Origin of the sequence: Enterococcus sp. DIV0561 (assembly GCF_050539875.1) — a bacterium.
Classification (GTDB): domain Bacteria; phylum Bacillota; class Bacilli; order Lactobacillales; family Enterococcaceae; genus Enterococcus; species Enterococcus faecalis.
Map to the genome: position 1 here is coordinate 503,263 of NZ_CP172927.1, position 14,005 is coordinate 517,267.

The 14,005-nt window shown below is 36.6% G+C and carries 11 protein-coding genes and 1 other annotated feature; of the genes, 8 read left to right on the plus strand and 3 right to left on the minus strand.

Annotation, left to right across the window (positions count from 1 at the left end; translation table 11 throughout):
- Window positions 1–116: 116 nt before the first annotated feature.
- The 8 genes from IGM13_RS02535 to IGM13_RS02570 all read left to right on the plus strand — a co-directional run bounded on the left by IGM13_RS02535 (window position 117) and on the right by IGM13_RS02570 (window position 11,644).
- Window positions 117–992: an aldo/keto reductase gene (locus IGM13_RS02535; RefSeq protein ID WP_002419958.1), complete on the plus strand. Its 876-nt coding sequence runs from the start codon at window positions 117–119 to the stop codon at window positions 990–992.
- Between the two features lie 22 nt (window positions 993–1,014).
- The gene (locus tag IGM13_RS02540) at window positions 1,015–1,497 is read left to right on the plus strand and encodes a VOC family protein (RefSeq protein ID WP_002382933.1); all 483 of its coding nucleotides are present in this window, start codon (window positions 1,015–1,017) and stop codon (window positions 1,495–1,497) included.
- Between the two features lie 165 nt (window positions 1,498–1,662).
- The gene (gene cls / locus IGM13_RS02545; protein ID WP_002361214.1) at window positions 1,663–3,108 is read left to right on the plus strand and encodes a cardiolipin synthase; all 1,446 of its coding nucleotides are present in this window, start codon (window positions 1,663–1,665) and stop codon (window positions 3,106–3,108) included.
- Window positions 3,109–3,399: 291 nt separating this feature from the next.
- Window positions 3,400–3,614, plus strand: a binding site (T-box leader).
- A gap of 191 nt (window positions 3,615–3,805) precedes the next feature.
- Complete coding sequence (tyrS, locus tag IGM13_RS02550) at window positions 3,806–5,062, plus strand: tyrosine--tRNA ligase (RefSeq protein WP_002355444.1); 1,257 nt, start codon at window positions 3,806–3,808, stop codon at window positions 5,060–5,062.
- A 298-nt stretch (window positions 5,063–5,360) separates the two neighbouring features.
- A complete protein-coding gene (gene tdc, locus IGM13_RS02555; RefSeq protein ID WP_002355450.1) occupies window positions 5,361–7,223 on the plus strand; it encodes a tyrosine decarboxylase in 1,863 nt (620 codons plus the stop codon).
- Between the two features lie 198 nt (window positions 7,224–7,421).
- Window positions 7,422–8,840 (plus strand): tyrosine-tyramine antiporter, encoded by a 1,419-nt coding sequence (gene tyrP, locus IGM13_RS02560; RefSeq protein WP_002355453.1) that lies wholly within the window; start codon window positions 7,422–7,424, stop codon window positions 8,838–8,840.
- A gap of 124 nt (window positions 8,841–8,964) precedes the next feature.
- Window positions 8,965–10,371: a Na+/H+ antiporter NhaC gene (nhaC, locus tag IGM13_RS02565; RefSeq protein ID WP_002419959.1), complete on the plus strand. Its 1,407-nt coding sequence runs from the start codon at window positions 8,965–8,967 to the stop codon at window positions 10,369–10,371.
- Window positions 10,372–10,726: 355 nt separating this feature from the next.
- Window positions 10,727–11,644: a hypothetical protein gene (locus IGM13_RS02570; RefSeq protein WP_002419960.1), complete on the plus strand. Its 918-nt coding sequence runs from the start codon at window positions 10,727–10,729 to the stop codon at window positions 11,642–11,644.
- 51 nt (window positions 11,645–11,695) lie between these two features.
- Here IGM13_RS02570 and IGM13_RS02575 read toward each other — a convergent pair whose 3' ends face one another.
- From IGM13_RS02575 to IGM13_RS02585, 3 genes are all read right to left on the minus strand, one after another.
- The gene (locus IGM13_RS02575; protein ID WP_002382937.1) at window positions 11,696–12,145 is read right to left on the minus strand and encodes a YehR family lipoprotein; all 450 of its coding nucleotides are present in this window, start codon (window positions 12,143–12,145) and stop codon (window positions 11,696–11,698) included.
- A gap of 139 nt (window positions 12,146–12,284) precedes the next feature.
- Entirely contained in the window at window positions 12,285–12,791 is a 507-nt protein-coding gene (locus IGM13_RS02580) for a phosphatidylglycerophosphatase A family protein (RefSeq protein WP_002355457.1), read from the minus strand.
- Window positions 12,792–12,919: 128 nt separating this feature from the next.
- Window positions 12,920–13,876 (minus strand): L-lactate dehydrogenase, encoded by a 957-nt coding sequence (locus IGM13_RS02585; RefSeq protein ID WP_002419961.1) that lies wholly within the window; start codon window positions 13,874–13,876, stop codon window positions 12,920–12,922.
- Between the last annotated feature and the right edge of the window lie 129 nt (window positions 13,877–14,005).

Genomic DNA, 14,005 nt, shown 5'->3' on the forward strand with positions numbered 1-14,005 from the left:
TATATAAAAAAAGTTAAAATTTTTTCAGGCTAAAAAAGCGAATTTAACAAAAAGCGCACTTTTTGGTTCCTATGAAACGAAAAAGTACGTACTATGCAGCATGTACGGCACGGTATATGATGATATCAGAAAACGTTAAAGGAGCGAATCAAATGATTACATCACTAGCAGATACAGTAACATTAAACAACGGCACTAAAATTCCAGGAATGGGTCTCGGAGTATTCCAAATACCAGATGAAGAGACAGCAAAAGTAGTCGAAGAAGGGATTACCAATGGTTATCGTTTAATCGATACAGCGAAAATCTATGGCAATGAATCTGGCACAGGAGCGGGAATTAAAGCAGGCTTAGCGGCAGCTGGCTTGAACCGTGAGGACTTATTTGTTACCTCGAAAGTTTGGAACGCGCATATTTCCTATGATGAAACAATTCAAGCTTTCAATGATAGTTTGGAACGTTTAGGTTTAGATTATTTAGATTTGTATTTAATTCATTGGCCAGGAAATAATTCTTACAAAGAATCATGGCAAGCTTTAGAAACTTTATATGCTGAAGGAAAAGTGAAAGCGATTGGTGTCAGCAACTTCCAAGTTCATCATTTAGAAGATTTACTTTCTTATGCAAAAGTTGTTCCGGTAATTAACCAAGTGGAACTACATCCAAAATTGGATCAAAAAGAAGTGCGTGATTTCTGTGAAAAACATGATATCAAAGTCCAAGCTTGGTCACCATTGATGCAAGGTCAATTATTATCGAATGAAACTATTTTGGCGATTGCTGAGAACCATAATAAATCAGCAGCGCAAGTGATTTTACGTTGGGATATTCAACAAGATATCTTATTAACCGTGAAATCTGTCCACAAAGAACGGATGATTAGCAATGCAGCGGTCTTTGATTTTGAACTAAGTGCAGAAGAAATGGCGCAAATTAACCAATTGAATGAATCGTTACGTGTGGGACCAGATCCAGACACGTTTGATTTCTAAAAATTAACTAGGAGAAGATACAATGAGTGAAGCAGTTAAAGGTTTTTCAGTAGTCAACCACGTGGGGATTACAGTCAGTAATTTGGATGAATCAGTAAAGTTTTATGAAGCATTAACAGGAACAAAAATCGCAAATCGTGATGAAATTGGTGGAAAACGGATGGCCCAAACACAAGGGTTAGATGATACATTAATCAAGTATGCCAATGTGCATCTAGAAAACATCAATATTGATTTATTAGAATATGTTAAACCAAAATCAGAAAAAGCTTCTTATTCCAACGAACAAATTAGTGCAATGCATCTGTGTTTCGAAGTGGAAGATATTGATGCAGCTGTTGCACGTTTAAGAGCGATTGGCGTAGAACCTGATGGAGAACCGATTACATTCCAAGAAGAAGATGGCTTGAAGAGCGGTTTTGGTACAGGTGTCGCTTACTTTACCGATCCAGATGGTACAAATTTAGAATTGATTGCTCCTAAAGGTCCATTTACACGAAATTAAGTTAAAGGACTTTCAAACAAACATCAAAAAGACCCCCTCATTCTAGTATCACTAACTAGAATGGGGGTTCTTTTTATTTTTTGAGACAGAAGTCGCTAAAGAAAAGATATTCCAAATCCGTAATTGATGGTATACTAAAACGTAACAAATAAAGGAGGAAGACAATTGATTCTTAGCGTCTTAACAGTTATTTATTTTATTAATGCAATTATTGCGGGAATTACCATTTTGTTAAAACCTCGAGATGTAGCAGCAATTTGGGCATGGCTACTCGTACTGATTGCTCTACCCGTTTTTGGTTTTTTCTTATATTTATTCTTTGGGCGCGGTTTAACCGACAAAAAGAAATTTTATTTGCAACAAAGTGATTTACGGGAATTAGAGAATTTTCAGAACTTCCAAGAAGAAAGTTTTGAACTTTATAGTCAAAAGATGCCGACGGAGGAGCAACAACAGTTTACAGACTTTTTTTCCTCGTTAAATAGGATGCCCCTGACTAAGAAAAATGATGTTGAAATTTTTACGGATGGTACGGAAAAATTCAATGCGTTGATGGCGGACATAAAAAAAGCTCAGCACTCCATTCATATTGAATATTATGCCTTTGTAACGGATCATATCGGTACCAAAATTTTGAACTTATTAGAAGAAAAGGCGGCTGAAGGGGTTGAAGTGCGGTTGCTTTACGATGCCTTTGGCTCAAAGGGCACCAAGGTTCATCATTTGAATGAATTGAAAAAAAACGGCGGTTTTGTCCAAACGTTTATTACTTCTCAAAAAGCACTTTTGAAGTTTCGTTTGAATTATCATGATCACCGGAAAATTGTTGTTATTGATGGGAAAGTAGGCTACATTGGCGGCTTTAATGTTGCCGATCAATATGCCGGAACGACTAAAAAGTTTGGCTATTGGCGGGATACACATTTACGGATTCAAGGGCCAGCAGCCTCATTACTGCAAATGCGTTTTTTAATGGATTGGAACGTCTCTTCCCCTGAGAAAAATCGTGTGGCGTATCAATTGGATTATTTCTTTAAACTTGAAGCGTTGGTGCCAGAGGCAAATACATCCATTCAGATGATTGCCAGTGGTCCTAATAGTGACCGTGAACAAATTAAATTGGCCTTTATTAAATTGATTACTTCTGCCAAGAAAAGAGTCTGGATTCAAACGCCGTATTTAGTTCCTGATGATAGTGTCTTGGCGGCTTTAAAGGTTGCTGCGGCTTCAGGAGTAGATGTTAAAATTATGATTCCAGATAAGCCCGACCATCCGTTTATTTATCGAGCAACACAGTATTACGGGCGCTTGTTGATGAAAGAAAATATTGAAATTTTAATTTATAACGGTGGTTTCTTACATGCGAAAACAATGATTATGGATGATGAAGTCTGCACAGTAGGTTCAGCCAATCAAGATATCCGAAGTTACAAATTAAACTTTGAAGCAAATGCTGTGTTATATGATAAAAAAATCATTGATCAATTAGAAGCAATTTTCTTAGAAGATCGAAAAAAATGTACAACAATGACTCCAGAAGTTGTTCGCGACATGTCAAAATGGTTGATTTTTAAACAACAAATTTCACGATTATTCTCACCAATTCTTTAAAACTGTTTTTCACAAAATGACGAACTTCTGATCCGAAGTTCGTCATTTTTCTTCGGGAATTTTATAAAAGTATAGAAAATCACAAAAAAAGCCAAAAAAATTTAAAAGAATATTTTTTAAATTTTTTCGTTATTTTTTTATCTGTAGTTGCTGTTAAAATAAATAAATCTTATTGTGAATTCGTTATTTTATTTTTGTGAAAAAGGGACATCTTTTATAAAAGTAAAAAAAATTAAGCAAAGAGTGTTGACAAAAAAAACGAAAAGGAATATGCTACATGTACAAGTTAAATACAAAGCAATGACAGAAAAGCAGTAGAGAAATAACCACTGTTACAGAAAGCTAGTGGCGCTGGAAACTAGTACACGTTATTTATCGAATTACATTCTTGAGCTTCTGCCTACAGGGCACGGGTAACAGCGTTATTTGTTAAGAGGTATATAGTATTTTAAATAAACTAAACTATGTATAAATTTGGGTGGTACCACGAGAAATTCGTCCCTAAGTCGTTTCGACGGCTTAGGGATTTTTTGTATTCTTTTTTTGAATACGTGGCAAATCAAAGAAAATTTCGTGAACTCGTGTATACATAGAAATAAACACGGAATATCGTGTAAAAACAAGTGTGTTAATCGTTTATTTCTTTAAATGAACGATTTCCTATAAAGAGATAATTATAAATATGGAGGGTGATAACATGAATATCATTGACGAGCTAGCATGGCGTGATGCAATCAATCAACAAACAAACGAAGAAGGATTAAGAGAACTTACAGAAAATACGAGCATTTCGCTATATTGCGGTGTCGATCCAACTGGAGATAGCATGCATATTGGACATTTAATTCCTTTTATGATGATGAAACGATTCCAATTAGCAGGTCATCACCCATACATTTTAATTGGTGGCGGAACTGGAACAATTGGTGATCCAAGTGGACGAACAACTGAACGTGTCTTACAAACGATGGAAGCTGTGCAACATAATGTGGACAGTCTTTCAAATCAAATGAAAAAATTATTTGGTAAAGATGCTGAGGTAACAATGGTGAACAACTACGATTGGTTATCAGAACTATCTTTATTAGATTTTTTAAGAGATTACGGGAAAAACTTTAATGTCAACACGATGTTGGCAAAAGACATTGTCGCTAGTCGTTTAGAAAGTGGCATTTCCTTTACAGAATTCACATACCAAATTCTTCAATCAATTGACTTTTACACATTGCATAAAAAACATAATATTCAATTGCAAATTGGTGGCGCTGATCAATGGGGCAATATCACTGCAGGATTAGATTTGATTCGTAAAAAAGAAGGACCAGAAGCCAAAGTATTCGGGTTAACCATTCCTTTAATGCTAAAAGCAGATGGTACAAAATTTGGGAAAACAGCGGGTGGCGCTATCTGGTTAGATCCTAAGAAAACCTCACCATTTGAATTCTACCAATTCTGGTTAAACCAAGATGATCGTGATGTCATCAAATACTTGAAATTCTTTACTTTCTTAGATAAAGAAGAAATCGATGCGTTAGCTGAAAAAGTTGAAAAAGAACCAGGTAAACGTGAAGCACAAAGACGCTTAGCTGAAGAAGTGACACGATTTGTTCACGATGATGCAGCATTAGAAGAAGCGCAAAAAATTTCAGAAGCTCTTTTCTCAGGCAATATTAAAGACTTAACGATTGAGGAAATCGAGCAAGGGTTAGAACATGTGCCAACTGTTGAAATTACCAAAGATGCTAAAAACATCGTAGATTGGTTAGTTGACACAGAAATCGAACCATCAAAACGTCAAGCTCGCGAAGATGTGAGCGGAGGAGCTATAAGTATTAACGGTGACCGAGTTACCGATTTAGATTTTGCAGTCGATCCAACACAACATTTCGATGGAAAATTCGTTGTTGTACGGAAAGGGAAGAAAAATTACTTTTTAGCAAAAGTAATGGATTAGAAATTGATAATAATTTCACGAAGAGAAGACGTGTGATTATTTGATCAAAGTTAAAATTCTATTTCTCCTTACAGGTAGTGGTGAAACCGTTAATACACCTAATAAGAGTGGGATTGTACACACAATCCCACTCTTATTTTTTTATATAATGGTTCTGACAAGACACCTTGTGAAAAAATTATAAAATTAAAGAGCTATGATAACCATTGTTATTTTTCTTCTTTACACTTTAGCCGTTTGGGTGTAAGTTGTGAATGCAAAATCTAATTCATTAAAATTTGTAAGGAGGAATTTTCGTATGAAAAACGAAAAATTAGCAAAAGGCGAAATGAACCTTAATGCATTATTCATTGGGGACAAAGCCGAAAACGGACAATTATATAAAGACTTGTTGATCGACTTAGTAGATGAACATTTAGGATGGCGTCAAAACTACATGCCACAAGACATGCCAGTTATCTCTTCTCAAGAACGCACATCTGAAAGCTACGAAAAAACTGTCAACCATATGAAAGATGTATTGAATGAAATCTCTTCTCGCATGCGTACACATTCAGTTCCATGGCATACAGCAGGTAGATATTGGGGACATATGAACTCAGAAACATTAATGCCTTCTCTATTAGCTTACAACTTTGCAATGCTATGGAACGGGAACAACGTTGCCTATGAATCTTCTCCAGCAACTTCTCAAATGGAAGAAGAAGTAGGACATGAATTTGCTCACTTAATGAGCTACAAAAATGGTTGGGGACACATCGTTGCTGATGGTTCTTTAGCTAACTTAGAAGGCTTATGGTATGCCCGTAACATTAAATCATTACCATTTGCTATGAAAGAAGTAAAACCAGAATTAGTTGCTGGCAAATCAGATTGGGAACTATTGAACATGCCAACAAAAGAAATTATGGACTTATTAGAATCAGCTGAAGATGAAATTGATGAAATCAAAGCTCATTCAGCTCGTTCAGGTAAACATTTACAAGCAATCGGTAAATGGTTAGTCCCACAAACTAAACACTATTCTTGGTTAAAAGCTGCTGATATTATCGGTATCGGTTTAGATCAAGTTATCCCAGTACCAGTTGACCATAACTACCGTATGGATATCAACGAATTAGAAAAAATCGTTCGTGGCTTAGCAGAAGAACAAATTCCAGTGCTAGGTGTTGTCGGTGTAGTTGGTTCTACTGAAGAAGGTGCCGTTGACTCAATCGATAAAATTATTGCTTTACGCGATGAATTAATGAAAGACGGTATTTACTATTATGTACACGTTGATGCTGCTTATGGTGGTTATGGACGTGCCATCTTCTTAGACGAAGACAACAACTTCATCCCTTACGAAGATTTACAAGATGTTCACGAAGAATACGGTGTCTTCAAAGAGAAAAAAGAACACATTTCAAGAGAAGTGTACGATGCATATAAAGCAATCGAATTAGCAGAATCAGTAACAATTGACCCTCATAAAATGGGTTATATCCCTTATTCAGCTGGTGGTATCGTTATCCAAGATATCCGTATGCGCGACGTTATTTCTTACTTCGCAACTTACGTATTTGAAAAAGGTGCCGATATTCCTGCGTTACTAGGTGCTTATATCCTTGAAGGTTCAAAAGCTGGTGCAACAGCTGCTTCTGTATGGGCTGCACATCACGTTTTACCTTTAAACGTTGCAGGTTATGGTAAATTAATTGGTGCTTCAATTGAAGGATCACATCACTTCTATAACTTCTTGAATGATTTAACATTCAAAGTTGGCGACAAAGAAATCGAAGTCCACACATTGACTCATCCAGACTTCAACATGGTTGACTATGTGTTTAAAGAAAAAGGCAACGATGATTTAGTAGCAATGAACAAATTAAACCATGATGTATATGACTATGCATCATACGTTAAAGGAAATATTTACAACAACGAATTCATTACTTCACATACTGACTTTGCTATTCCAGATTATGGCAACAGCCCATTAAAATTTGTAAACAGCTTAGGATTTAGTGACGAAGAATGGAACCGTGCAGGTAAAGTAACTGTGTTACGTGCTGCTGTAATGACTCCATACATGAACGATAAAGAAGAATTTGATGTTTACGCTCCTAAGATTCAAGCTGCTTTACAAGAAAAATTAGAACAAATTTACGACGTAAAATAATTGAATCTTAAACGGAAAAAAGAAATGGTAACCGAATGAGGGAACGTTCGTCTGATTTATTTAAGAGATAAATCAATCAGACGGCTAACCTCTTAACCAATTCTTTGTCTGGGTAAGAGGCAGTCGAATGACTGTTTTACTCAGCGTATAACAGTCATTCATGCTCCTTATCCAAAATCTTATAAGGAGTGTACAAAATTGGATAAACAACAAGTTAAAAAAATTGAATTAGGTACTTTTATCGGTTTAACAATGGCATTGTGTGCAACTGTACGTAGTATCCCAACACTTGCTGCTGTTGGTTGGACATTAATTTCTTACACAATTTTCGCGGTCTTATTCTTTGCTGGTCCAATCGCATTGATATCTGGTGAATTATCTACGATGCTTCCTCAAGAAGGTGGCCCTCAACTTTGGGTTAAAACTGCCTTAGGTAGCAAATGGGGTTTTGTTGTCGCTTGGTTACTATGGGTGCAAATGTTCCCAGGAATGGTAATGGTTGCTTCTACATTAGGCCCTTTGCTAGGTAATACATTTGGTAATGTTCATTTAGGTGAAAATCATTGGTTCGTATTAGGTTGTATCTTAGTGATTTACTGGATTATTACAATCTTGAACTTGAAATTTGACATGGCGAAAGTTGGCGGAAATATTGGTGTTTGGCTAGGTGTTTACATCCCAGTATTAGTTATGTTTGTTTTAGGTCTTCTTTCAATGATTAAAGTAGGCTTAACACCTGGTGGCTATTTAGGTGCCTTCTCTTGGTCAAAAGTTTTACCAAACTTAGAAAATATGGACACATTTAAATATCTAGCAGGGATTGCGTTTATCTTTGTTGGGATTGAAATGTCTTCTGTTTATATTCCTCGTTTGAAAGATGCAACAAAAAATTATACAAAAGGCGTTTTCATTTCATTAATTGGTTTAGTTTTATTAAACGTTATTAATGCAATGTTTGTTGCTAATATTGTTCCAAATGGCAAAATGGAATTGTCTAACATTACACAACCAATTTTGCTTTATTGTGACGTTTTAGGTTTACCAACAATTATTGGTAATATCTTTAGTTTCATGGTCTTCTTAGGTGTGTTATTACAATTATCTGCTTGGGTTACTGGACCATCAAAAACAATTATTCAAGTTGCTCGTGATGGCTTATTGCCACCAAAATTTGGTTTCCATCGCGAAAATAAATATGGCGTTTCTCGTAACGTTGTGTTAACACAATCTGTGGTTATCTCATTATTCGCTTTACTTTATGGGGTAATGGATGATGTCAACGCTGTATTCTTAACTTTAACAAATGCAACAACAATTATTTATAGTATTGTGTATGTATTGATTGCGATTTCCCTAATTAAATTACGTAAATCTCAACCAGATACACTACGTCCTTACCGAATTGGTAAAAAAGGTAATGGCTTAGCTTATTTAGTGGCAGCAATGTTAATTTTTAGTGTTATCATTGTTATTTTTGCCACATTAGGTACAACAACCGTGACTGATGCAGTCTTAGTTGCATTAATCACTATTGTTATGTTTGTGATTCCGTTAATCATTAATCGCTTTAAAAAAGCAAGTTGGGCAACGGAAGTAAAAGAAGATTTAGGTGAATAAAAAGGCTAGCAATTATTTTGCTGAGTGCCTCTTCATCTGATGACTATAGTAAATTGTCGTTTGGAAACTGAAGCAAGTTCGATTATTGCTTCAGTTTTCGCTTTCCATAAAAGGAGGTTTTCATATGAAATCAACGAAACCCACTGTTTCGTTCGCTGAAAGTTTAGGCATTTTGATTGCCTTGTTAGCGATTCTCGGGTACTTAATTATTGGTCAAAAATTAACCCCTCACATACCGATTCTTTTTGTATTCATGTTGTTGTTGCTTTATGGCAAATGGAAAGGATTTTCTTGGGATGAGATCCACGAGGGCATTGTGGAAGGGATTAAACCAGGGATCATTCCGATTATTATTTTCTTGTTGATAGGTGTCTTAGTTGCTACTTGGATCTTGTCTGGGACGATTCCAACAATTATGGTCTATGGTTTTAAAATTATCTCAGTGAAGTTCTTCTTACCAACCGTTTTTGTGGTCTGTGCACTAGTTGGTGTGACGGTAGGGAGCTCCTTTACAACTGTTTCAACTATGGGGATTGCCTTTCTAGGTATTGGACATATTCTTGGATTCGACAATGCGATGACAGCTGGTGCAGTTGTTTCAGGTGCCTTTTTGGGGAACAACATTTCACCGTTATCTGATACAACAAACTTAGCTGCTGGAATTGGTGGCGTGAACCTTTTTGAACATATACTAAACATGATGTACACTGTTATTCCGGCGTTTATTATTTCGATTGTCGGTTATATCTTCTTGGGACATCAATCTGGTTCGGCGGATTTACAATCGGTTGATGCAATGGTCCAAACGTTACATCAAGGATTCTGGATTTCACCGATTACATTGTTGCCAGTAGCGGTTTTATTCTTATTCGCTTGGAAAAAGGTACCGGCTATTCCAACGTTATTAGTCGGCTCTACAGTGGCGGTCATCTTAGCTTTTATAAATGATCATCACCTAAGTTTAGCGAAAGTTTCTACCGTTTTAATGAGTGGCTATGTGGCAGATACAGGGGACCAAAGTATTGATACACTTTTATCTCGTGGTGGGATTGAAAGCATGTTAGGTTCTGCTGCGTTGATTATTTTGGCATTAGGTTTGGGCGGCTTGTTGATTAAGTTTAACATCGTGGCTACTTTAATTGATAAAATTAAAGGCTATGTGAATAATCCAGCCAAATTAATCGCTTTAACTGCCTTAAGTTCTGTGGGAATTAACTTACTAGTTGGCGAACAATATTTGTCAATTATTTTACCAGGGGAAACATTTAAATCCTCATTTACTCGTTTAGGTATTGATAAAAAATATTTAACTCGTACTTTGGCAGATGCTGGGGCGGCAGTCAACTCGTTAATTCCTTGGGGAGTTAGTGGTACCTTCATTATGGGAACGTTAAAAGTTGGTGCACTAGAATACTTACCGTATGCCTTTTTCCCATTGCTTTGCCCTATTATTACCGTCATTCTGGGGATATTCTTAAAAAAACAACAAGGGGAAAACAAAAAAGCACCAGGGACTAACGTTGAATTGTGAGTTTTTTCAGATAATTAAACAATTGGTTACGATTGAACCTCAGTGTCTCTGCTGATTGGTTCAATCGTTTTTTCGTCACAGATTTTTTACAATTCTTCATATAATCTTTGAAGCTCCTTAAAGGCAATTTAATTATTCTAAGTTATGATACAAAGGATCAATCAAATAGGTGGATGAACGTGGTGTTAAACTCATAGAGACTAACAGTAGTTTATTCTTGCTCAATGTTGAGGTGTAGGTTCGAATCCTACCGTCCACTTTCTGTTATTTAAACCAACTAGAACGAAACACAAACAAGTGACGGATACACATGATTAAGGTACAATAGGGGTAGGGAAAACAAGGAGGAATTCTTATGAAAAAGATAGGGCTTATTTCTAGTGCTTTTCTTTTAACCCTTGCTTTAGCAGCATGCGGCGGCGGAAAAAGTACAGAAAATACGGATAGTCGTTCCAGTGCTGCGGAAAGTACCACAGTCGAGAGTACAAAAGCATCTGCTACAAAAGAATCAAGTAGCAAAGCAGCAACAAAATCTAGTGATGCGAAACCGTCAGGAACAACGACAGCTGATTCGAAAGCAACAGCTTCTTCTACGAAGGAAGTGGCAAATAATGGCTCAGCAGAAAAACAATCACCAGCGAAAAATGCGAATCCAGATGACCAAGCCAAGCAAGTGCTTAACCAGCTAGCAAACATGTTTCCTGGTCAAGGCTTACCGCAGGCAATTTTAACGAGTCAAACGAATAACTTTTTAACTGCAGCGACAACTTCACAAGCGGATCAAAACAATTTCCGTGTTTTATATTATGCAGAAAAAGAAGCGATTCCAGTGAATGATGCACGTGTCAATCAGTTAACGCCAATTAGTTCTTTTGAGAAAAAAACATATGGCTCTGATGTCGAAGCAAAAAATGCAGTGAACCAAATCATTGACAATGGCGGTCAACCAGTAGATTTAGGTTACAATATTACTGGGTATAAACAAGGGGCGGCAGGTTCTAGTTACTTATCTTGGCAAGAAGGCAATTGGAGTTTAGTCGTACGGGCCTCAAATATCAATGGTGAATCGCCTGATGATTTAGCGAAAAATGTGGTCAACATTTTGGAACAAGAAACGTTGCCAGCACCGAATACCGTTGGTCAAATCACACTGAACGTGGCAGGAACCACTGACTATAATCGAAACTCAGTAGTTTGGCAAGCCGGTACAGTCGTTTACTCTGTCCATCATTTTGACCCAATTCAAGCAGTGAAGATGGCAACATCGATTTAAATAATCAAAAGAAAGCGTGCAACAATGCCCATTGTCGCACGCTTTCTTTTATTATTTTTGTTCTGTATAACCTTGTGACTCCACCAATTCTTGGCTTTTCTTCATGCTAATTCCCTTAGAAGAATCTCCATCAATCTGGATACCATCTACTTTTTTGGCTTTATCATAATCAAGTTTTTCATAATTAATCGTCAATTTTTCGATGGCTTGTTTGTCCTCATAGGTCAGTTTGTAATTAAGCCCTTTGATGTCCTCATATTGTTTAGAAACGGGTTCCAACGCTGTTTTTGCCTCTTCTTTTGTAATCCCCAATTTGTCATAAGAAACAATGTTTTTAGCCGTTTGCGTTAAGACTTTATCTCCTTGGTACGTATAGGTTAAGGTGGAATCAATCCCATCTTGTGGCGAACCTACAAAGGTTTTTGTCTCTATTTTTGAACCGCAACTTGCAAGAAAAAATACCCCAATAAAAATTAAAAATACGCGTAAAAACTTTTTCATTTCTAGATAACCTCCTTTAGCTGTTTATTCTTGACTGTAACATAACACGGCAAATAATTACTGTTAAGTAGAAAGCTTGTGAGAAGTCCAGCAAATAAAAAACTTGCCTCTTCTCATAAAAATGAAGAGGCAAGTTTTTTTATTTAGTAATATCACTTAAATCTGGTTGTGAGTGAGCCAACCGACTGGCAGCCGCAGCCGCAATTGCGCCCACGATATCATCCAAGAATGTGTGGACATGTTCGCCATCATGCGCATTTAACTCTTTTAAAATGCCTGGTTTTACCTTGTCGATATACCCATAGTTCGTAAAACCGATAGATCCATAAACATTTACAATGGAGAGCGCCATAATTTCATCAATGCCATAAAGCCCTTCATCTTCCGTTAAAATTTCTTGTAACGGTGAGAGTAGCTTGTTTTCTTCTGCCAGAATATCCAGTTGGACACCTGTAATAATCGCGTTGTGTACTTCACGCTTTGTTAACACGGCATCAACACTTTCTAAACAAGTATCTAATGTTAAATTGTCAATATAATCTTTTTGTAAAAATAACACAAGTTCAGCTAAATCATTCATTGTTACGCCACGTTCTTGCAATAAACGACGTGCGCTATTTTCTAACGTATCTCCTTGGATTACCATTTTTTGTCCTCCTAATTTCTGCTTTAGTTGAAGTTCTTCTTTCATGGTACCAAAAAGAACGATAAAGGGGAATTAGAATCTATTTTGGTAGAGAATAATTTAGTTGAAGTGTTATTTTTAGTTAAAAATTACTGAGCGTTAGATTGTAACGATGCCATCACTTGTTTTAATTGTGTCACTGATTTTTGGAAGAGTTCTTTTTCAGCAGCATTTAGATTCAATTCAATAATGTCAGTCACGCCTTGATTGCCAACGACTGCAGGAATCCCTGTAAATACATCTTGTTGCCCATATTGCCCATCTAAGTAAGCTGAGACAGGTAAAATAGCTTGTTCATTATTTAAAATGGCTTTAACAATGCGTGCAGTACTCATACCAATCCCATAATAGGTCGCTTGTTTGCGATCGATAATTTCATAAGCTGTATTTTTCACTTTATCAGAAATGATTGGTAAATCGTCACTAGTTAAGCGCTCTGTCGTATCCACAATTTCTAAAATAGGTTTGGTACCAATCATGGTATGAGACCAAACAGCCACTTCAGAATCCCCGTGTTCGCCAATAATATAGCCGTGAACATTGCGTGGATCAATCGCTAAACGTTGAGACAGTTCTTTGCGGAAACGAGTTGTGTCCAAAGTTGTACCAGTTCCAATTACTCTTGAAACAGGTAAACCAGAAGCTTGCCAAGCCACATAAGTCAGTACATCGACAGGATTTGAGGCAATCACTAAAATTCCATCAAAACCAGATTTCATGATATTGTTAACAATTGTTTTCATAATTTCTGCATTGATTGAAACCAAATCTAGACGACTTTGCCCAGGTTTTTGATTAGCGCCAGCTGTAATCACGACGATATCGGCATCTTGGCAGTCTTGATAGTCGCCAGCCCAGACGTTTACATTTTCTTGACCCCAAGACACACCATCTAATAAGTCAATTGCTTCGCCTTCAGATTTGGCTTTGTCAATATCAACTAAGATTAATTCATTCGCAATCCCTTGGTTGATCATGGAATAGGCAATACTTGTGCCAACAAAACCAGTACCAATAATTGCGACTTTTTTGTTAAATACTTTCATCGTTCATCTCTTCTTTCTGTAATATTTCTTTCTTAGTGAATTATATCACGAACTTTTTAGGTGTGGTTATACCAATCTGTAATAGTCTTTATTAACAATTTAAATAAGGGAAGCGTGCTTTTTTTGTTA

Bases quoted from the DNA above. Each gene is read 5' to 3' on its own strand.
- IGM13_RS02575 (WP_002382937.1), bottom strand. From the start codon at position 12,145: ATGAAAAAGTTTTTACGCGTATTTTTAATTTTTATTGGGGTATTTTTT.
- nhaC (WP_002419959.1), top strand. From the start codon at position 8,965: ATGAAATCAACGAAACCCACTGTTTCGTTCGCTGAAAGTTTAGGCATT.
- tyrS (WP_002355444.1), top strand. From the start codon at position 3,806: ATGAATATCATTGACGAGCTAGCATGGCGTGATGCAATCAATCAACAA.
- tdc (WP_002355450.1), top strand. From the start codon at position 5,361: ATGAAAAACGAAAAATTAGCAAAAGGCGAAATGAACCTTAATGCATTA.
- IGM13_RS02570 (WP_002419960.1), top strand. From the start codon at position 10,727: ATGAAAAAGATAGGGCTTATTTCTAGTGCTTTTCTTTTAACCCTTGCT.
- IGM13_RS02535 (WP_002419958.1), top strand. From the start codon at position 117: ATGATGATATCAGAAAACGTTAAAGGAGCGAATCAAATGATTACATCA.
- IGM13_RS02540 (WP_002382933.1), top strand. From the start codon at position 1,015: ATGAGTGAAGCAGTTAAAGGTTTTTCAGTAGTCAACCACGTGGGGATT.
- IGM13_RS02585 (WP_002419961.1), bottom strand. From the start codon at position 13,876: ATGAAAGTATTTAACAAAAAAGTCGCAATTATTGGTACTGGTTTTGTT.
- IGM13_RS02580 (WP_002355457.1), bottom strand. From the start codon at position 12,791: ATGGTAATCCAAGGAGATACGTTAGAAAATAGCGCACGTCGTTTATTG.